The organism is uncultured Nocardioides sp. (genome assembly GCF_947489365.1).
Classification (GTDB): Bacteria; Actinomycetota; Actinomycetes; order Propionibacteriales; family Nocardioidaceae; genus Nocardioides.
Window position 1 is genome coordinate 176,312 of record NZ_CANLDB010000003.1, and the last position, 18,651, is coordinate 194,962.

Annotated in this window: 18 protein-coding genes and 1 pseudogene; 11 read left to right on the forward strand and 8 right to left on the reverse strand. The window is 74.9% G+C overall.

The window, feature by feature from the left end:
- The first annotated feature begins 6 nt into the window (after positions 1-6).
- Together Q0858_RS09925 and Q0858_RS09930 are read left to right on the forward strand one after the other, a co-directional pair.
- Positions 7-621, forward strand: coding sequence for a hypothetical protein (locus Q0858_RS09925; RefSeq protein WP_299053423.1), 615 nt, complete (start codon positions 7-9; stop codon positions 619-621).
- A 43-nt stretch (positions 622-664) separates the two neighbouring features.
- A complete protein-coding gene (locus Q0858_RS09930) occupies positions 665-1,564 on the forward strand; it encodes an SGNH/GDSL hydrolase family protein (protein ID WP_299053425.1) in 900 nt (299 codons plus the stop codon).
- Between the two features lie 48 nt (positions 1,565-1,612).
- On the opposite strand, the gene Q0858_RS09935 is transcribed toward Q0858_RS09930, so the two are convergent.
- Both Q0858_RS09935 and Q0858_RS09940 read right to left on the reverse strand, forming a co-directional pair.
- A complete protein-coding gene (locus Q0858_RS09935; RefSeq protein ID WP_299053427.1) occupies positions 1,613-1,747 on the reverse strand; it encodes a hypothetical protein in 135 nt (44 codons plus the stop codon).
- A 365-nt stretch (positions 1,748-2,112) separates the two neighbouring features.
- Positions 2,113-2,670, reverse strand: coding sequence for a hypothetical protein (locus Q0858_RS09940; RefSeq protein ID WP_299053430.1), 558 nt, complete (start codon positions 2,668-2,670; stop codon positions 2,113-2,115).
- Positions 2,671-2,786: 116 nt separating this feature from the next.
- Here Q0858_RS09940 and Q0858_RS09945 point away from each other — a divergent pair, with 116 nt between their 5' ends.
- Positions 2,787-4,532: a DEAD/DEAH box helicase gene (locus Q0858_RS09945; RefSeq protein ID WP_299053433.1), complete on the forward strand. Its 1,746-nt coding sequence runs from the start codon at positions 2,787-2,789 to the stop codon at positions 4,530-4,532.
- A gap of 40 nt (positions 4,533-4,572) precedes the next feature.
- On the opposite strand, the gene Q0858_RS09950 is transcribed toward Q0858_RS09945, so the two are convergent.
- The 4 genes from Q0858_RS09950 to Q0858_RS09965 all read right to left on the reverse strand — a co-directional run bounded on the left by Q0858_RS09950 (position 4,573) and on the right by Q0858_RS09965 (position 9,385).
- A complete protein-coding gene (locus tag Q0858_RS09950) occupies positions 4,573-5,043 on the reverse strand; it encodes a VTT domain-containing protein (protein ID WP_299053436.1) in 471 nt (156 codons plus the stop codon).
- Between the two features lie 92 nt (positions 5,044-5,135).
- Positions 5,136-6,866, reverse strand: coding sequence for a hypothetical protein (locus Q0858_RS09955; RefSeq protein ID WP_299053439.1), 1,731 nt, complete (start codon positions 6,864-6,866; stop codon positions 5,136-5,138).
- Between the two features lie 62 nt (positions 6,867-6,928).
- A complete protein-coding gene (locus tag Q0858_RS09960) occupies positions 6,929-8,701 on the reverse strand; it encodes a sugar phosphate isomerase/epimerase and 4-hydroxyphenylpyruvate domain-containing protein (protein ID WP_299053441.1) in 1,773 nt (590 codons plus the stop codon).
- Between the two features lie 54 nt (positions 8,702-8,755).
- Positions 8,756-9,385 carry a TetR family transcriptional regulator gene (locus Q0858_RS09965; RefSeq protein ID WP_299053443.1) on the reverse strand — a complete coding sequence of 210 codons (630 nt, stop codon included), beginning with the start codon at positions 9,383-9,385 and terminating at the stop codon, positions 8,756-8,758.
- Between the two features lie 146 nt (positions 9,386-9,531).
- Between Q0858_RS09965 and Q0858_RS09970 the strand changes: the two genes are divergently transcribed.
- Together Q0858_RS09970 and Q0858_RS09975 are read left to right on the forward strand one after the other, a co-directional pair.
- Positions 9,532-10,407 (forward strand): shikimate dehydrogenase, encoded by an 876-nt coding sequence (locus Q0858_RS09970; RefSeq protein WP_299053446.1) that lies wholly within the window; start codon positions 9,532-9,534, stop codon positions 10,405-10,407.
- A 22-nt stretch (positions 10,408-10,429) separates the two neighbouring features.
- The gene (locus tag Q0858_RS09975) at positions 10,430-11,788 is read left to right on the forward strand and encodes an MFS transporter (protein WP_299053449.1); all 1,359 of its coding nucleotides are present in this window, start codon (positions 10,430-10,432) and stop codon (positions 11,786-11,788) included.
- Between the two features lie 238 nt (positions 11,789-12,026).
- Here the strand turns inward: Q0858_RS09975 and Q0858_RS09980 are convergent, their stop codons facing one another.
- Positions 12,027-12,782 carry an IclR family transcriptional regulator gene (locus Q0858_RS09980; RefSeq protein WP_299053452.1) on the reverse strand — a complete coding sequence of 252 codons (756 nt, stop codon included), beginning with the start codon at positions 12,780-12,782 and terminating at the stop codon, positions 12,027-12,029.
- 6 nt (positions 12,783-12,788) lie between these two features.
- Complete coding sequence (locus tag Q0858_RS09985) at positions 12,789-14,063, reverse strand: aromatic acid/H+ symport family MFS transporter (protein WP_299053454.1); 1,275 nt, start codon at positions 14,061-14,063, stop codon at positions 12,789-12,791.
- A 124-nt stretch (positions 14,064-14,187) separates the two neighbouring features.
- On the opposite strand from Q0858_RS09985, the gene pcaH reads away from it, so the two are divergent.
- The 6 genes and pseudogenes from pcaH (at position 14,188) to Q0858_RS10010 (ending at position 18,643) form a co-directional block, all read left to right on the forward strand.
- Positions 14,188-14,961: a protocatechuate 3,4-dioxygenase subunit beta gene (pcaH, locus tag Q0858_RS09990; protein WP_299053456.1), complete on the forward strand. Its 774-nt coding sequence runs from the start codon at positions 14,188-14,190 to the stop codon at positions 14,959-14,961.
- Positions 14,958-15,539 carry a protocatechuate 3,4-dioxygenase subunit alpha gene (pcaG, locus tag Q0858_RS09995; RefSeq protein ID WP_299053459.1) on the forward strand — a complete coding sequence of 194 codons (582 nt, stop codon included), beginning with the start codon at positions 14,958-14,960 and terminating at the stop codon, positions 15,537-15,539. The genes pcaH and pcaG overlap by 4 nt, the downstream gene beginning before the upstream one ends.
- A complete protein-coding gene (locus Q0858_RS10000) occupies positions 15,536-16,783 on the forward strand; it encodes a lyase family protein (RefSeq protein WP_299053461.1) in 1,248 nt (415 codons plus the stop codon). Before pcaG ends, Q0858_RS10000 begins: the two co-directional genes overlap by 4 nt.
- Positions 16,784-16,869: 86 nt before the next feature.
- Positions 16,870-17,529, forward strand: a pseudogene (locus Q0858_RS21530) (alpha/beta fold hydrolase); the annotation flags it as partial.
- A 90-nt stretch (positions 17,530-17,619) separates the two neighbouring features.
- Positions 17,620-17,979, forward strand: a complete 360-nt coding sequence (locus Q0858_RS21535) for a carboxymuconolactone decarboxylase family protein (RefSeq protein WP_366916012.1) — start codon at positions 17,620-17,622, stop codon at positions 17,977-17,979.
- A 1-nt stretch (position 17,980) separates the two neighbouring features.
- Positions 17,981-18,643 carry a 3-oxoacid CoA-transferase subunit A gene (locus Q0858_RS10010; RefSeq protein WP_299053464.1) on the forward strand — a complete coding sequence of 221 codons (663 nt, stop codon included), beginning with the start codon at positions 17,981-17,983 and terminating at the stop codon, positions 18,641-18,643.
- Positions 18,644-18,651 lie beyond the last annotated feature (8 nt).

Below are 18,651 nucleotides of genomic sequence, written 5' to 3' on the forward strand. Positions count from 1 at the left end.
CCTCGGGTGAGTCGGTCACGCTTCTCCGGAGCCATCGCCGGCGTGGGCAGCGCCAGCGGGGTGCGCGTCGTCGTCGGTCGCTGGGACGACGGCCCGTGGGGTCGCTTCGCCGACGTGATGGTCGAGACCGCCGACGGCCACCGGGTGCTGCTCGCGCCGACCGAGCGGGTGCGCCGGTTCGTCGCGGCGACGTACACCTTCGACGAGGAGCGGATCGAGCCGGTCACGGTCACGGGGACCCGCACGTCGTGGCACGTCCGTACCCCCTCGCTCACCCTGGACCTGGAGGTCGGCCGCCGCAGCGCGCTCGGCGTCCTGCTGCGCGCGGTGCCCCGACGGCTCGCGACGAGCCCGGCCTGGTGCGCGGTCACCGACCCCGTGGCCCGCGTGGTCATGGACGGCGTCCGCACCGTCGGGACCGCCCGCGAGGGCCGCCGGGAGTGGTACGGCGCCACGGACCTGCACCGCGTCACCGCCCTGACCGGGTCGTTCGACGGTGTCGGCCTCGGCGAGCTGGCGGACGTCGACCCGCCCTGCCGCTTCGGCTTCTCCTCGGCGCCCCGCACCCCGTCGGTCACCGCGGTGGTCACGACCGTCGACGACGTCGCCGGAGACGTCTAGCCTGAGCGGGCCGGCGGGTGACCGGCGCCACAGGAGGCCCTGCATGCGCCGTCGACCGACCGTCCTGACCGCCCTCGTCGCCACGGCGGCGCTGGTCGCCCTGGGAGCGTCCCCGGCGCCGGCGCCGGCAGCGCCGGCAGCGCCGGCAGCCGCGGGCGACCGGCCGTTGCGCTACGTCGCCCTGGGCGACTCGTTCAGCGCGGCGTCGGGCGTCCTGCCGACCGACCCGCTCTCGCCGCCGCAGTGCCTGCGCTCGTCGCGCAACTACCCGCACGTCCTGGCGGAGCGGACCGGTGCCCGGCTGACCGACGTCACCTGCGGCGCCGCCCGGACCCAGGACTACTTCCGCTCCCAGTACCCCGGTGTGGCCCCGCAGCTCGACGCGCTGGGTCGCGGCACCGATCTCGTCACGATGACGATCGGGGGCAACGACGGCGGGGTGTTCATCGACGCGATCGTCGCCTGCGGGATCGCCGGTGTGGCCTCGGCGGGCCGGGGCAACCCGTGCCAGGAGCAGAACGGCGGCCGGTTCGTCCGCACCGTGCGCCGGGACACCGCACCCGCGCTGGTGCGGGCGGTCCGCGCCGTGGTCCGGCGGGCCCCGAACGCCGAGGTCGCCGTGCTCGGGTACCCGTGGCTGCTGCCGCCTCGCGTCGGCTGCTTCCCGCAGATGCCGGTCGCCCGCGGCGACGTGCCCTACCTGCGGAACCTCCAGCTCGTGCTGAACCGGGCCGTCCGGGACGCCGCCGTCGCGGCCGGCGCGACCTACGTCCGGGTGCCGCGGGCCTCCGAGGGGCACGACGCCTGCCAGCCGATCGGGACGCGCTGGATCGAGCCGGCCGTGCTCGGCACGAACCCGGTGATCGTGCACCCGAACGCCCTCGGTGAGGAGCGGATGGCGGCCCTGACGCTCAAGAGGCTCCGGTTGCAGCCCTCGGCGTGAGTGCCGGGCTGCAGCCGGAGCCTCCTGGTGCGGAGCTCCCTGCCGGGGTCAGGCCGCGGCGACCTGCGCGACCGGAACGACCTCGGCGGGAACGAACCAGCGGGCCTCGAGGCGGGTGCCGCCGCGGGCGTCCGCGACCTCGATCCACTGCATGACGGGGCGGTTGTCCACGCCTGGGTTCATCGTCGTCCACCTTTCGTTCATCTTCTGTTCACCAACCATAGCCGACGCGTTCACGGATGTCTCCCCGTTGCATCCGCCACGCGTGTGACGGGTGGTGTGAGGAGACGCCGACTCAGGCTCTTCTGCCTGATGTGTGGGTGGCGCGTTCTCGTGGTGGAGCTGGCTGTGTCGGGGAGGGTCCTCGCACCCAGGGGTGGCGGCGCCACGCGCGTGGCGCGCCGGTGGTCGAGGGGGTCGCGCGGCACTCCGTGACGTCTCGCACGAGTTCAGCCCCGCGGATGGTGCGAATCGTCACGGAGTACCGCGACCACGCCTCCCGACCGTGATCGGAGCACGCGACCCACACCTCCAGCAGAAGGCCGGACTCAGCGGGTCGGCAGCGGCGCGGCGGCGAGGACGGGCGCCTCGCGGACGCGGTCGCACAGCTCCTCGGAGCCGGCGAGCACCGTGTAGGGGCGACGCGGATCGGTCCACACACACCACTCGCGGTCGTCCGGCCAGAGCGCGGTGACGGGCTGCGGGACGGTGAACCGCGGCTCCCAGGTCGTCCAGACCAGCGACGAGACGCGGCCGGCGACGAGGAGGTAGTCGAGGTCGGCCTCGACGCGGGTCGCGACGTCCATCGGCGCCTGTGGCCGCAGGTGGGGGGTGGCGTCCCACGAGGCGAGCGTCGCGGAGGCCCTCGGGTCGGCGAGCGCCATGAGCAGCCGGCTCAGCAGCCGCTTCTGCTCGGGGGCGAGGTCGCCGCGCAGGGGTCCGACGTACGACGGCCCCGGGTCGTCCGCGACGGCCATCGCGCGGGTCCCCGGGTGCAGCATCGCCACGGCAGCGTCGAACCCGGTCGGCAGGCTCGGGCGGGGACCGGAGACGCCGAGCCAGCGCGCGAACCAGGCGACCTGCGAGGGGGAGGGCGGCCGGGCCACGACCGCAACCTAACCCGGAGGGGTCCCCTGTCCTGTGCGGTGTCCGGGCGCGTCCCCGACGGGGCCGCGGAACTCGCGAATCGGCCCGGGGGCCCGCCGCCCACTACCCTTGACAAGTGAACGACGCATCACCCCAGGACAGCAGCATCCCCAGCTCGGTCGCCGACGACGGCCCCGACGAGACCACGACCTTCGACGGGCTCGGCCTGTCCGAGCCGGTCCGCAAGGCCCTCCGCGACGTCGGGTACGAGTCGCCGAGCCCCATCCAGGCCGCCACGATCCCGCCGATGCTGGCGGGTCGCGACGTGGTCGGGCTCGCCCAGACCGGCACCGGCAAGACCGCGGCCTTCGCGCTCCCGGTGCTGTCGAACCTCGACGTCACCGACAAGAAGGCCCCCCAGGTCCTCGTCCTCGCGCCGACCCGCGAGCTCGCGCTGCAGGTCTCGGAGGCGTTCGGGCGGTACGCCGCCCGCATGAAGGGCGTCCAGGTCCTCCCCGTGTACGGCGGCCAGGGCTACGGCATCCAGCTCTCCGCGCTGCGCCGCGGCGTCCACGTCGTCGTGGGCACCCCGGGCCGGATCATGGACCACCTCGAGAAGCGCACCCTCGACCTGTCGGCGCTGCGCTTCCTCGTCCTCGACGAGGCCGACGAGATGCTCAAGATGGGCTTCGCCGAGGACGTCGACACCATCCTCGCGAGCACCCCGGCGACCAAGCAGGTGGCGCTGTTCTCGGCCACCATGCCCGCCGCCATCCGCCGTATCGCGGAGAAGCACCTCGACGACCCCGTCGAGATCCGGGTGGAGAACGAGTCCCGCACCGCGGACAACATCACGCAGCGGTGGCTGACGGTCTCCTACCCGCGCAAGGTCGACGCGCTCACGCGCATCCTCGAGGTGGAGAACTTCGAGGGGATGATCGTCTTCGTCCGCACGAAGAACGAGACCGAGACCCTCGCCGAGAAGCTCCGCTCCCGCGGCTTCTCCGCGACCGCCATCAACGGCGACATCGCCCAGGTCCAGCGCGAGCGGACCGTCAACCAGCTCCGTGACGGCAAGCTCGACATCCTCGTCGCCACCGACGTGGCCGCCCGCGGCCTCGACGTCGAGCGGATCAGCCACGTCGTCAACTACGACATCCCGACCGACCCGGAGGCGTACGTCCACCGGATCGGGCGCACCGGCCGGGCGGGTCGCAGTGGCGACGCGATCTCGTTCGTCACCCCGCGCGAGAAGGGGCTCCTGCGCCACATCGAGCGGTCCACGCGGCAGAAGATCACGCCGATGGAGCTGCCGAGCGTGGACGACGTCAACACCACGCGTCTGGCCCGCTTCGACGACCAGATCACCGAGGCGCTCAGCTCGGACCGCCTCGACTTCTTCCGCGAGACCGTCGCCCACTACGTCCGCCACCACGACGTCCCCGAGATGGACGTCGCCGCGGCGCTCGCGGTGGTCATGCAGGGCGACCAGCCGCTGCTGCTGTCCCCGGAGCCCGACCCGCCGGCGCGCCCGTTCCGCGAGCGGGACTCCTCCGGCGGCGACGACCGTGGCGCCCCCGGCCGGGGGCCCCGCAAGGACCGTCCCCGCCAGGGCGGTGGCCCGATGGCGACGTACCGGATCGCGGTCGGCAAGCGCCACAAGGTGCAGCCGCGCCAGATCGTCGGCGCCATCGCCAACGAGGGCGGCCTGGGACGTGGCGACTTCGGCCACATCGACATCCGCGGCGACCACTCGCTGGTGGAGCTGCCGCAGCAGCTGCCGCCGGGCGCGTGGGAGAAGCTGAAGGGCACGCGGATCTCCGGCAAGCTCATCGAGCTGCGCGAGGACTCCGGGCCGGCGAAGCCGCACCGCAAGGGCTGAGCCCCGGCGTCCGCCTGACCTGACAGGCCCCGGGTCGGGCTCAGTGCCCGATCCGGAGCCAGTGCAGCACGGTGGACGACGCCGCGAGGATGCACCAGAACCTCGCGGCGCGGCCGACGAACCCGGTCAGCAGGAACACGGACCACGGCACCCGGATCACCCCGGCGACCACCGACATCACCGCGAACGGCGGGAGCCCGGTGAACGCCGACAGGAGCAGGATCCCGGCGGTGGCGACCGGCCGGCCCTCGGCCTTGACCTGCCACTTCTTCAGGCGGATCTGGGTCTTCTCCTTCGCGACCTTCCGCGAGATCAGCGGGATCCGGTCCGGGTGGGCGCCGGCGAGGTACCAGATCGCCTTGCCGCACATCTGCCCGAGCGCCGCGACGACGGCCAGCAGCACCGGCAGGGGCAGGCGCTGCGCGGCGACGGCGAGGTAGGCCTCGATGTTGACGACGACCACGAGGGCGCTGGCGAAGCCGATCGCGAAGGTCCACAGCGCGGCGACCACCGGCCCCACCCCCCATCGCCCGACCGGGCTGGAACATACCCCGGTCGGCGAGGAGGCCGTGCGTGGCGCGGGCGCTCACCCGCCTCGGCGGATCAGCGGAGCGTGCCGACCCACCCGGCCGCAGCTGTCCCGCGGCTGCGCAGCTGCTCCCACCGGGCCCCGACACCCAGCAGGAGCGCGCCGGCGACGGCCAGGACCACCCACTGCGGGACCTCCCGGGCCGCTGCCCCGAGGTGCGCGAGCACGCACACGGCCAGCACGACCTCGCCGGCCACGAGCAGGGCCGAGACCCGGCCCCGGGCGCCGGCGGCGACCAGGACCGCGCCGAGGGCGGTGTAGGCGAGCGAGCGGACCAGCGGGCCCGACCAGCCGTCGTCCCAGGTGAGGGTGAGCGCGGTGAGGGCGCCGGGCACGAGGGCGACGAGCAGGCCGGGCAGCAGCCAGGCGGACGTCGGGAGCCACGCCCCGGCGTACCGCCTGACGGTGGTGGCCCACCCGACGCCGGCGAGGACGAGCAGGACGCCGAGGGGCACGACGACGCGCTCCACCGGCTCGAGGGTGCCGGCGTCGACGAGGTGGACACCCCACGCCAGGCAGGCGGTCGCACCGGCGGCGGCCCACAGCAGGCCCCGGGCGGCGGTCGCCGTCCCGAGCCGCGGCGCTGCCCCGGCGACGCCGAGGGCGAGTGACGCCACGACGAGGGACACGATCCAGCCGCCGGCGGTCCAGGTGAGGTCGGCGACGCCGGGCATGACCACAGCGCCCGCGCCGAGCACCGCGGCGGCGGCGGCCGGCGGCCCTGCGGGCAGGGCCCGGACGAGCGCGACCGTGACGACCAGGAGCGCGGCCAGGACGACGACCGGCAGGCTCGGACCGCCCCAGGGCAGACCCCACGACCGGACGCCGACGAGCAGGCCCACGGCACCTGCGGCGAGGGCGGCGGCCGCGGTGTGCGCCATGACGGCGGGGACGGCGTCGGGGGCGAGGCGCCGGGCGAGGACGGCGACCGCGGCCCAGCCGAGGAGCGCGGCCGCGTAGGGCAGGGACCGCTCGGGCTCGACGACCCAGCCGAGCAGCGACAGCAGCGAGGTCGCGCCGGCGACGACGAGGGCGACCCACCAGGCGGCGGGCTCGCGGACGACGCGCCGCAGGCTCGCGACCACGAGGACCACCGCGGCCGTGGTGACGGTGAAGCCGAGGACGTCGTCCACGACGTCGGCGACGGTGAGTCCGGCGGCGAGGGTGCCGACGCCCGCGGCGACGGTGGCGGAGACCGTCCAGCTGCGCATGCCGGTGGCCACGGCGAGCGCCGTCCACACCAGCAGGAGCAGGACCGAGACCGCGGTCGTCCACGCACCGAGCCCGACCCCGGACCAGTCGACCTCCCACAGCACAGGCCCGGCGTACGCCGCGATCGCGACGAGCGACGCCGAGGTCGAGGCCAGCGCCCCGGCGGCGCCCGCCAGGCGGCGGCGGGTCAGGACGGCGGCCGCGCCCAGGCCGACGCCGAGCACCAGGAGGATCCCGGTGCGGCCCGCGGCCCCCACGAGGGCCCAGGCGACGGCGGCGAAGAACAGGCCCGCGACCCCGAGCAGGATCGCGCCGGTCGTCAGCAGCAGCCGCTGGACCGAGGCGCCGGGCGACGCGGAGGACGCGGGCGCCGCGGGGCGGGGCCCGCCCCGGCCCCCGGGTGCGACCGGGAGCGGCGGGAGCTGGGAGACGACCCACGCCCGGCGGGCGAACAGCCGGTCGAGCTGGGTGTCGATGTCACGCAGCTCGGCGAGCAGGGCGTCGGGCGGCGGAGCCGGTGTGGTCGTCCTCATGCGGCCAGGGTGCTCCGCGCAGGCGCCCCGGCGCATGGGTCGTCGTACTCAACCGGCGGTGCTCACCCCGCGGCGCGCTGCGCGGCGAGGCGGACGGCGGCGTTCGGGGCGCCGTACCCGTCGTAGGTGCCACGCCGCTCGACCAGCTCGAGGAACACGCCGCCGACCGTGGGCGTGTAGAAGTGCAGGAACTCGCTGCCCTCCCCGTCGGCGCCGGCGTCGCGGTCGTAGAGCAGGTCGAGCTCGCGGAGCTCGGCGAGGAAGGCCTCGGGCAGGTCGAAGCGGGCCGCGAGGTGGTCGTAGTAGTTGGCCGGCACCGGCAGGAAGTGCAGCCCCCGCTCCCGGGCCCGGCGGGCGGCGCCGACGACGTCGTCGCAGGCGACGGCGACGTGCTGGGCGGGCAGGGGAGCGGTCGGCGGGGCCATGTTGAGGGGGATCCGCAGGACGCCGTCCGGCGTCCGCATCACCCGGCTGCGGACCAGGCCCGCGGGCCCGGGGACGTCGGTGCTCGCACCGGAGGTCAGCCCGAGCACGCTGGTGTAGAACAGCACGGCCTCGTCGAAGTCCTGCCAGGGCTGGGCGAGGTTCACGTGGTCGACGACCCCGGTCAGGTCGCCGGGTCGCGGCGTCGCGCCGCCCTCGAACTCGCCCGTCCACGTGGGGTCGTCGGTGCCGAACCAGACCCGGGTGCCGTCGGGCGCGGCCACCCCGTGGAGCGGCTGCTCGCCGGCGTACGCACGGCGGAACAGGCGGGGGGCGCCGAGCGCGGCGGCACGGTCGGCCGCGGCGGCGGGGTCCGGCACGCGGACGCCGAGCCCGGCCAGGCGCGGCCCGGGCTCGCGGGTCTGCTCGTCGAGGACGACGTGCGTGTCGCCGGCGGACCAGAGCCGCACCCGCTTGGTGCGGTGGCGGCCTCGGAAGGTGAAGCCGAGCGCGTCGAGGGTCTCGTCGAGCTCGCCCAGGTCGTCGCCCGCGATCTCGACGAAGTCGACCGCGGACGGCGGCGGGGGAGCGGCCAGCGGGTCGGACCCGGCGCGGTCGGCCAGCCACGCCAGCGACCGGTGGGCGTGCGCGGCGGTGCGGACGACGTCGGTCTGGCGGAAGGTGTCGTTGAAGACCTCCAGCGACAGTGGGCCGTCGTACCCGGCGGCGAGGACGTGGCCGACGAAGCCGACGAGGTCGAAGCTGCCCTCGCCGGGGAAGAGGCGGTGGTGGCGGCTCCACGACAGCAGGTCCATCTGCAGCGCGGGAGCGTCGGCGAGCTGGAGGAAGTAGATCTTCTCGCCGGGGATGTCGCGGATCGCGGCGGGATCGTGGCCGCGCGAGAGGATGTGGAAGCTGTCGAGGCAGGTGCCGAGGTTGGGCCGGTCGGCCGCCTGCACGAGGCGCCAGGCGTGGCGGTAGTCGTTGACGTAGCGGCCCCAGGCGAGCGCCTCGTAGGCCACGCGGACGCCGTACGACGCGGCGAGGTCGGCGAGCCGCCCGAGCTGGTCGGCGGCCACGGCGTCGTCGTCGACGGTGGCGGTGCCGGAGTTGCTGCACACGAGCACGAGGTCGGTGCCGAGGCGCTGCATCTGCGCGAACGTCGCCTCCGCGCGCCGCAGGGTGTCGGCGAAGGTGGCCTCGTCGGTGCCCTCGACGTCGCGGAACGGCTGGTACATCTCGAGGCGCAGCCCGAGCCGGTCGGCCAGGGCGCGGACCTCCTCGGGCGACTCGTACGCCGCGACGAGGTCGGCGTCCATCACCTCGACACCGTCGAACCCGGCCGCCGCGCAGGCGTGGAGCTTCTCGACGAGACCCCCGGAGAGGCAGACGGTGGCGATGGAGGTCCGCATCCCGGCAATGTACCGATTAGTACATTGCGGCGCCAGGGCCCCGGGGCCGCCCGGTCAGGCGGCCAGCCAGCTCACGACGACGTCGCCGATGAGGGAGCGGAGGTGGTCGCGCTCCTCGGGGGCGCCGAGGTCGCGGTCGAAGAGGTGGCCGAACGTCCAGCGGTTGGCGACCTGGAACACGCAGTAGGCGCTGATGACGAGGTGGACGTCGAACGCGTCGACGTCGGCGCGGAACTCGCCGGCCTCCCGACCGCGGGCGAGGACCTCGTCGACCAGCGACATCGCCGGCTGGCCGAGGTCCCGCAGCGACTCGAGGCGGCGGATGTGCTCACCGCGGTGGATGTTCTCGATGGCGACGAGGCGGATGAAGTCCTGGTGGGCGACGTGGTGGTCGTACGTCGTCTCGGCGAGGCGGCGCATGGCCTCGGCCGGTGCGAGCTCACCCACCTCGAGGTCGCGCTCGGCGGCGCGGATGCCGCGGTAGGCCTCCTCCAGGACGGCGAGGTAGAGCCCCTCCTTGCCGCCGAAGTAGTAGTAGATCATCCGCTTCGTGGTGCGGGTCCGCTCCGCGATGACGTCCACGCGGGCGCCGGAGTAGCCGGACTCGGCGAAGACCTCGGTGGCCACGGTGAGCAGCTCCGCGCGGGTGCGCTCGGCGTCGCGCTGCCTCACCTGCTCGGTCACGGCGCCAGCCTAGGGCCGTGCCGGAGACGGCCCCGACCGGACGAGTTCGCGCGTGACCGTTGACACACGTGGCGAGTCCGTGTGACCCTCGTCGCACAGCGTACGTACCAGTTAGTACATAAGTATCCGTCCCACCGGGAGAGCAGATGGACCACCCGTACCTCGTCGGCCTGATCGGCGCCGGCGTGCGCCCGTCGCTGTCCCCGGCGCTGCACATGGCCGAGGCGCGGGCCCTCGGGCTGACCTACGTCTACCGCCCGATCGACCTGCTCGAGCACGACCTGCCGGCCACCGCCGTGGGGGACCTGCTCGGCCAGGCCCGCGTGCTCGGGTTCGACGCGCTGAACGTCACCCACCCGTGCAAGCAGCTCGTGGTCGACCACCTCGACGAGCTGTCCCCGGCCGCCGCGGCCCTCGGCGCGGTCAACACCGTGCTCCTCCGGGCGGACGGCACGACCATCGGCCACAACACCGACACCACCGGCTTCGAGACCGCCGTCGCCACCGGCCTGCCGGGCGCGGACACGTCCTCGGTCGTGATGCTCGGGGCGGGCGGGGCGGGGGCCGCCGTCGGCGCCGCCCTGACCCGGCTCGGCACCGAGCACCTGGTGGTCGTCGACACCGACGTCGACCGGGCCACCCGCCTGGCCGCCGACCTCGCGGAGGGCTCCGGCACCACAGGTGTCCGCGTCGAGGCCGCCGATCCCGACAAGCTGTCCGCCCTGCTGCCCGGGGCCACCGGCCTCGTGCACTGCACCCCGACCGGGATGGCCGACCACCCCGGTCTCCCGCTGGACGCCACCCTGCTCCACCCCGGCCTCTGGGTGGCCGACATCGTCTACCGGCCCCTCGAGACCGCGTTGCTGACCGCGGCGCGCGAGGCCGGCTGCCGCACCCTCGACGGCGGCCACATGGCCGTCCACCAGGCCGTCGACGCCCTCCGGCTCATCACCGGCCTCGAGCCCGACGCGGACCGCATGTCCGCCCACCTGCGAGACCTCGTCGCCCCCGACGCGGCCTGACCCACCCACCCAGGAGCAGAGCATGACCACAGCGACACCCACGCCCGCCCCCGGCGCGGCGGACGACCCGGCCACCGCGGTCAAGACCCCCAAGAAGGCCGCCGCGGCGAGCTTCATGGGCAGTGCCGTCGAGTACTACGACTTCTTCATCTTCGGCTCCGCGGCCGCGCTGATCTTCCCGACGGTGTTCTTCCCGTCCGACAACGACGCCGCGCTGGTGATGAGCTTCGCGACCTTCGGGTTCGCCTACGTCGCCCGCCCCTTCGGCGCCGTCATCCTGGGCCACTTCGGTGACCGGGTCGGCCGCCAGAAGGTCCTGATGTTCACCCTGGTCCTGATGGGGATCTCGACCTTCATCATCGGTTGCCTGCCCGGCTACGAGACCATCGGCTGGGCCGCGCCCGCGCTGCTCGTGTTCTGCCGGCTGCTGCAGGGCCTGTCCGCCGCGGGCGAGCAGGCCGGGGCGTCGTCCCTCACCCTGGAGCACGCGCCGGACGACCGGCGCTCCTTCTTCACGTCCTGGACGCTGACCGGCACCCAGGGCGGCCAGATCCTCGCCGCCCTGATCTTCATCCCGATCGTGGCGCTGCCCGACGACATCCTCTACAGCTGGGGCTGGCGCGTGCCGTTCTGGCTCTCCGCGATCGTCGTCGTGGTCGCCTACTTCATCCGCCGCACCCTCACCGAGCCGCCGGAGTTCGCCGAGGCCAAGGCCTCCGGTGCCGTCTCCAAGCTGCCGTTCCTCGACCTCATGCGCGACCACGGCTGGGACGTCGCCCGCGTCGTCTGCTGCGCCTTCATCGCCGCCGTCTCCACCGTGTTCGGCAACCTCGCCCTCGCGTACGGCGCCGAGGTCGGCCTCGCCGACTCCGTCACCCTGTGGCTGGTCGTCGTCGCCAACGTGGTCGCGCTCTTCACCCAGCCGTTCTTCGGCCGCCTGTCGGACCGCATCGGCCGCAAGCCCGTCTTCATCTGGGGCGCGGTGTCCAGCGCGGTGATGATGCCCTTCTACATGCGCTCGATGTCCGGTGACTCCGAGCTGCTGGTCTTCGTCCTCGGCGTCGCGACGTTCTCCTTCGGGTACGCCGCCGCGAACGCCACCTGGCCGTCGTTCTACGGCGAGATGTTCTCCCAGAAGGTCCGCTTCTCCGGCATGGCGATCGGCACCCAGCTCGGGTTCCTCATGGCCGGCTTCGCGCCGACCATCGTCACCGCTCTCGGCGGCGTCCAGGAGGGTGGCTGGGTCGTCATCTCGGCCTTCACCGCGACCATCTGCGCCATCGCCACCATCGCGGCCCTCACCGCCAAGGAGACCCGCGCCGTGCCCACCGCCGAGCTCGGCCTCCGTCGTACGGACGACCGCAAGCCCGTCGCGGCCTGATCCCGACCCACCACCGCCGCCCCGGGACCGCACCGCGGTCTCGGGGCGGTGTCGTGCCCGGACCCGTGCCCGGACCGTTGCTCGGGCCGATGTCGCTCACCACGCTAGGTAGGCGAGCCGTCGCTCAGCGCGCTGAGCCCACCGCGCCAGGCTGGGACTCGCCCACCTAGCGTGGTGAGCCGCGCGGCGCGGCGCGTCCGTCGTCCGCAGCCCGGCGTGACCGACCGGACCCACCGGGCTACCGCCCCAGCGACCGCCCGATCCCGCGGGCGGCGACCTGGAGGCCGGCGAGCAGGCGGGTCCGGTCGCGGCGGAGGTCGGCGACCACCACGCCGAGAGCGGCGACGACGGTGTCGCCCCGGCGGACGGGGACGGCGATGGAGCAGGCGCCGAGGCTCATCTCCTCGGCGGTGGTGGCGACGTCGTCGCGACGTACCGCCTCGAGCTGGCGCCGCAGCGTCCCCGGCTGCGTGACCGTGTACGGCGTCATCGCCCGCAGGTCGCCCAGGACGGCGAGCTGGACCTCGCGCGGGGCGTGGGCGAGGAGGACCTTGCCGACGCCGGTGGCGTGCAGGGGCAGGCGGGACCCGACGGTGCTCACGACCGGCACCGAGGAGTGGCCGCGGAGCCGGTCGAGGTAGAGGCACTCGACGCCCTCCCGGACGGCGAGGTGGACGGTGGCACGGGTGGCGCCGTACAGGTCGTGCAGGAACGGCGAGGCCTGCTCGACCAGCCCGGCCTGGACCGGGGCGAGCAGGCCGATGTCCCACAGCCGTCGCCCGACGACGTACGACCCGTCCCCCGACCGGGCGAGCGCACCCCAGTCGACGAGCTCACCGATCAGGCGGTGCGCGGTCGACCGGGGGATGCCGGCCCGGTCCGCGAGCTCGGTGAGCGTCAGCCGGCGGTGCTCCTCGTCGAAGGCACCGAGCAGCGCCAGCGACCGACTGGTGACGGACTCGCCCGCGCTCGACCCCCCGGCCACACCCGCCACGCGGCCTCAGCCCACCCGGGCCGGGTCCTGCGCACGGGCGGCGGGGCCGTGCGCGGGGACGGCGGCGAGCGCCACCACCGCGAGCACCGCGGCCAGCGCGAAGATGTAGAAGCCCCAGGGGTAGGCGAGCTCGGCCGCCACCAGCGCGCCGCCGAGCGAGGGCCCGACGATCGCGCCGACCCGGCCGACACCGGCGGCGAGGCCGAGGGCGGTGCCGCGGATCTCCGGCGGGTAGAGGTGGCCGACGAACGCGTAGACCAGCACCTGGGCGCTGAAGACGAAGACGCCGGCGAGGGTGACGGCGGCGTACACGAGGATCGTGCTCTCGATCCGGATCGAGAGTGCGGCGAGGAAGACCGCGGCGATGCCGAACCAGGCCAGGACGACGGGCTTGGTGCCGCGGGCGTCGGCGACGCTCCCGGCGACCATCAGCCCGATGACGGCACCCACGTTGAGCGCGAGGAGGAGGCCGACGCCGGCGCTGATGGAGTAGTCGGCCGCCTCCATGATCGTCGGCAGCCACGTGTTGAGGCCGTAGACCAGCAGCAGCCCCATGAACGACGCCACCCACAGCCCCAGCGAGATCCGCAGGTAGCCGCCCTTCAGGACGGCGCTCGAGCGGACGGGCGCCGCGGTCGTCGCGGTGACCCCGCCCGCGGCGGCGCGGGCCTCGCGGGCCGCGAGGAAGGCCTCCGACTCCGGCAGCTTCCACGCCATCAGCGGGACGACGACCAGCCCGGCGACGCCGCCGACGACGAACATCGCCTCCCAGCCGAAGCGGTCGACGAGCAGCAGCGCCAGCAGCGCGGTCAGGACGGCGCCGACGTGGTAGCCGGTCATCATGCGCGTCACCGCCGACCCGCGGCGGCCCTCCCGGGCGTGCTCGGACATGTAGGCCAGCGCCGTGGGCAGGCACGCGCCGAGGCCGAGTCCGGCGAGGAAGCGCAGGGTGGTGAAGACGGTCGGGCTCGGCGCGACCGCGATCAGCAGCGTCGTCACCGAGAACCACGTGATGCAGGCGATGAGCGTACGACGACGGCCGAAGCGGTCGGTGAGGGGTCCGATCGCGACGGCACCCAGGCCGACGCCGACGAGCCCGAGGGTCGCGGCGAGGGTCACCGACGACTCGGTGAAGCCGAGGGCGCCGGTCGACAGCAGGGTCGGGATCACGGCGCCGAGGACGACCAGGTCGAAGCCGTCGAGCGCGACGGCCACCCAGCACAGGACGACGGGCCAGGCCCCCGCGGACGAGCGGGCGGGCGCGGACGGGTGGGCAGACATGGGACCTCCATCGCAGTACGTGCCTCCACGGTGGCGTCCGTCACAGCTCCCCGTCGCCCGCGCGCTTCCGCTCAGCGGAAGCATGGCGCATCCCGGCCGTGCGGGCCACCGCTACGGTCGCGGCGTGACCAGGACCACTGCACTGCCCGCCCACAGCCAGGCGGAGATCAGCACCGAGATCGACGCCCTGGCTGCCGAGGGTGCCGCCGACGGCCACCGCGGGCCCCAGCCCCGCCTGGACTACGCGCCGTACCGCTCCTCGCTGCTGCGCCACCCCACGAAGGCGCCCCAGCAGGTCGACCCGGAGGGCATCGAGCTCTGGGCGCCGTGCTTCGGCGAGCGCGACGTCCACGCCCTCGAGTCCGACCTCACGATCCAGCACGCGGGCGAGCCCGTCGGCGAGCGGATGGTCGTCACCGGTCGCGTGCTCGACGGCGCCGGCCGGCCCGTACGACGTCAGCTCGTGGAGGTCTGGCAGGCCAACGCGGGCGGCCGCTACGTCCACCAGCGCGACCAGCACCCCGCCGCGCTCGACCCGAACTTCACCGGGATGGGCCGCTGCCTCACCGACGACGACGGCTGGTACCGGTTCACCACCATCAAGCCCGGGCCCTACCCCTGGAAGAACCACCGCAACGCCTGGCGCCCCGCGCACATCCACTTCTCGCTTTTCGGGACCGAGTTCACCCAGCGGACGATCACGCAGATGTACTTCCCGGGCGACCAGCTCGTCGGCCTCGACCCGATCATCTCGTCGATCACCGACCCGGCCGCGCGGGAGCTGCTCGTCGCCGACTACGACCACGACGTGACCACCCACGAGTGGGCCACCGGCTACCGGTGGGACATCGTGCTCACCGGCACCCACCGCACCCCGACCGAGGAGGAGGGCGCATGAGCGGAGTCCGCACCGAGGGGGACCTGGCCCCCACTCCCGGCCAGACCGTCGGCCCGTTCTACGGCTACGCGCTGCCCTTCGACGGGGACTCCGAGCTCGTGCCGCCCGGCCGCGAGGACGCCGTCCGCCTGCACGGGGTCGTCACCGACGGCGCGGGGGCGCCGGTCCCCGACGCCCTGCTCGAGATCTGGCAGGCGGACGCCGACGGTGCCGTGGTCCGGCGCCCGGGCTCGCTGCACCGTGACGGGTGGACCTTCACCGGCTGGGGCCGCTGCGCGACCCGCGACGACGGCAGCTTCTCCTTCACCACGGTCCGCCCCGGCCGCCACGACCCGGACCGGGCGCCGTACGTCGCGGTGACGGTGTTCGCCCGCGGCCTGCTGGACCGTCTGCTGACCCGGGCCTACCTGCCCGCCGGCGAGATCGAGGCGGAGGAGCTGCTCACCTCGGACCCGCTGCTCGCCTCCCTGCCCGCCGAGCGGGCGCGGACGCTGCTGGCGACCCCGGAGCCGACCGGCCACCGCTTCGACGTCCGCCTGCAGGGCGAGGGCGAGACCGTCTTCCTGCGGCACGCGTGAGCGGCCTGCTCTGGCCCGGTGACGAGCGGGCGGACGGCGTCGCCGACGACACCGCCGTCCTGCGCGGCATGCTCGCCGTCGAGGACGCCTGGCTCGGCGCGCTCGTCGCCGCCGGGGTCGCACCCGCCGACGCGGCCGCGGACCTCCGGGGTCTCGTCACCCCCGACGACCTGCCCGCGCTGGCCGCCGGCAGCGAGGCCGGTGGCAACCCGGTCCTCGGTCTCGTCGCGCTGCTGCGCGAGCGCACCAGCGGTGCCACCTCGACCTGGATCCACCGCGGCCTGACCAGCCAGGACGTCGTCGACACCGGGCTGCTGCTCGCCGTCCGGGACGCCCTCGGCGAGGTCGTGGGCGCCCAGCGCACCCAGCTCGGCCTGCTCCGTGACCTGGCCCGGGAGCACCGGGACACCCCGACGGTCGCCCGCACCCTCACCCAGCACGCCGTGCCCACGACCTTCGGCCTGAAGGTCGCCGGGTGGGCGTCGGGGGTGCTCGGCGCGGCCACCGGCCTCGCCGTGGTCGGGGCCTCGCTGCCCGTCCAGGTCGGCGGCGCCGGCGGCACCCTGTCCGCCGCGGTCGAGCTCACCGGCTCGCCCGCCGCCGCACTCGACCTGCTCGTCGACGTCGCCGGCCACCTCGGCCTCGTCGCCGCGCGCCCCTGGCACACCACCCGGCAGCCCGTCGTCGCGGTCGGCGACGCCCTCGTCACCTGCACCGACGCGTGGGGTCACCTCGCGGCCGACGTCCTGGTGATGACCCGCTCGGAGGTCCGCGAGGTCGCGGAGGGCGGCGGCGCCCCGGGATCAGGGGGGTCCTCGACCATGCCGCACAAGCAGAACCCCGTCCTCGCCGTCCTGCTCCGGCGCGCGGCGCTCGCCGCCCCCGCGCTCGCCTCGACGCTCCACGTGGCCTCCGCGACCGCGGTCGACGAGCGCTCCGACGGGGCGTGGCACGCCGAGTGGGAGACCCTGACGCTGCTCGCCCGCCGGACCGTCGTCGCCGCTGGCCAGGCCACCGACCTCCTCGCCGGCCTCCGGGTGGACGCCGACCGCATGGCCGCCACGCTCGCCGCCGCCGACGGCGTCCGCTCCGAGCAGGAGGCCATGGCCCGCCTCGCCGGCCACGAGCCCGCCGACGGACCCGACCCCGCCTACCTCGGCGCCGCCGGTGACCTCGTCGACGTCGCCCTCGCCGAGGTCGACGCCTTCCTCGCCGCCCCGCACCCCCCGGAGGACAGCCCGTGACCACCCCTCCCGTCGCCCTCACGGACCTGGGCGGACCACCCGACGCGCCGCTGCTCGTCCTCGGCCCCTCGCTGGGGACCGGGTGCGTGCCGCTGTGGAGCGCCACCCTGCCCCGGCTGCGGGCGGCGTACCGCGTCGTCGCCTGGGACCTCCCCGGCCACGGGGGCAACGCCGCGGTCGGCGAGCCGTTCACGGTCGCCGACCTCGCCGCCTCCGTCCTCGCCGCCGTCGAGGAGCACGCGCCCGGCGAGACCTTCGTGTACGCCGGCGTCTCGGTCGGCGGCGCCACCGGCCAGCAGCTCGCGCTCGACGCCCCCGACCGGGTCGACGCGGTCGCGGTCCTGGCGTCCGCCCCCCGGATCGGCGAGCCCGCGATGTGGGCCGAGCGCGCCGCGCTGGTCCGCGCCGAGGGCACCGCCGCGGTGCTGGACGGCTCCCGGCAGCGGTGGTTCGCGCCCGGGTTCGCCGACGCCCACCCGGAGGTCGCCGTCCCCCTGCTGCAGTCCCTGGCCCGGCTCGACGCCGAGGGCTACGCGCAGACCTGCGAGGCGCTCGGCTCCTTCGACGTCCGCGACCGCCTCGGCGGGCTCGCCGTCCCGGTGCTCGAGCTGCTCGGCGCCGCCGACCCCGTCTGCCCGCCCGACGGCCCGACGCCGATCGCCGGCCCCACCGGTGCCGTGCCCGACGGCCGGCGCGTCGTCCTCGACGGCGTCGCCCACCTGCCGCCCGCCGAGGCGCCGGACGCCGTCGTCGAGGCGCTGCTGGGCTTCCTCGGTCGGGACGGCGTCACCGCGCTGACCCCGGGGGCGACCGCCACCGAGGTCCAGGACGCCGGGATGGTCGTGCGGCGCGCCGTCCTCGGTGCCGCCCACGTCGACCGCGCCGCCGCCGCGGCCGCGGAGGCGGGGGGCATGAGCGAGGAGTTCCAGCGCTTCATCACCGCCTACGCCTGGGGAGGCATCTGGACCCGCCCGGGCCTGGACCGCCGCACCCGCTCCTTCATCACCCTCACCGCGCTGATGGCGCGCGGGCACGACGAGGAGTTCGTCATGCACGTCCGTGCCGCTCGCACCAACGGCCTCAGCGAGGCCGAGATCGGCGAGCTCGTGCTGCAGTGCGCGATCTACCTCGGTGTGCCCGACGCCAACCACGCGCTCCGGCTGGTCCGCAGCGCGCTCGCGGAAGGAGAGGCCTGAGATGGGCCGCACCACGTTCCACACCGACCCGGTGGAGGCCCTCGCCGGCGTCGCCGACGGCGACACGGTCCTCGTCGGCGGGTTCGGCATGGCCGGCATGCCGGTCCGCCTCGTCGACGCCCTCATCGACGTCGGGGCGAAGGGCCTCACGATCGTGTCCAACAACGCCGGCAACGGCGAGACCGGGCTCGCCGCCCTCTTGAAGGCCGGCCGGGTGGCCAAGGTCATCTGCTCGTTCCCCCGCCAGGCCGACTCCTACGTCTTCGACGGCCTCTACCGGGCCGGGGAGGTCGAGCTGGAGGTCGTCCCGCAGGGCAACCTCGCGGAGCGCATGCGCGCCGCCGGCGCCGGGATCGGTGCCTTCTACACGCCGACCGGGGTCGGCACGCTGCTCGCCGAGGGCAAGGAGCAGCGCACCATCGACGGGAGGGACCACGTGCTCGAGATGCCGATCCGCGGCGACTGGGCGCTCATCGCCGCGCAGGCCGCGGACCCGATGGGCAACCTCGTCTACCGCAAGACCGCCCGCAACTTCGGGCCCGTGATGGCGACCGCGGCCGCGACCACCGTCGTCGAGGTCCGCGAGACGGTCGACCTCGGGGCGATGGACCCCGAGGCCGTCGTCACGCCCGGCATCTTCGTCGACCGGGTGGTGACGTCGTGACCGCGCAG

Excerpts from the sequence above, each read along its gene's own strand:
- Q0858_RS10010 (WP_299053464.1), top strand. The coding sequence starts at position 17,981 with ATGGGCCGCACCACGTTCCACACCGACCCGGTGGAGGCCCTCGCCGGC.
- Q0858_RS09985 (WP_299053454.1), bottom strand. The coding sequence starts at position 14,063 with ATGTCTGCCCACCCGTCCGCGCCCGCCCGCTCGTCCGCGGGGGCCTGG.
- Q0858_RS09955 (WP_299053439.1), bottom strand. The coding sequence starts at position 6,866 with ATGAGGACGACCACACCGGCTCCGCCGCCCGACGCCCTGCTCGCCGAG.
- Q0858_RS09975 (WP_299053449.1), top strand. The coding sequence starts at position 10,430 with ATGACCACAGCGACACCCACGCCCGCCCCCGGCGCGGCGGACGACCCG.
- Q0858_RS21535 (WP_366916012.1), top strand. The coding sequence starts at position 17,620 with ATGGTCGTGCGGCGCGCCGTCCTCGGTGCCGCCCACGTCGACCGCGCC.
- Q0858_RS09935 (WP_299053427.1), bottom strand. The coding sequence starts at position 1,747 with ATGAACCCAGGCGTGGACAACCGCCCCGTCATGCAGTGGATCGAGGTC.
- Q0858_RS09970 (WP_299053446.1), top strand. The coding sequence starts at position 9,532 with ATGGACCACCCGTACCTCGTCGGCCTGATCGGCGCCGGCGTGCGCCCG.
- Q0858_RS09930 (WP_299053425.1), top strand. The coding sequence starts at position 665 with ATGCGCCGTCGACCGACCGTCCTGACCGCCCTCGTCGCCACGGCGGCG.
- pcaG (WP_299053459.1), top strand. The coding sequence starts at position 14,958 with ATGAGCGGAGTCCGCACCGAGGGGGACCTGGCCCCCACTCCCGGCCAG.
- Q0858_RS09960 (WP_299053441.1), bottom strand. The coding sequence starts at position 8,701 with ATGCGGACCTCCATCGCCACCGTCTGCCTCTCCGGGGGTCTCGTCGAG.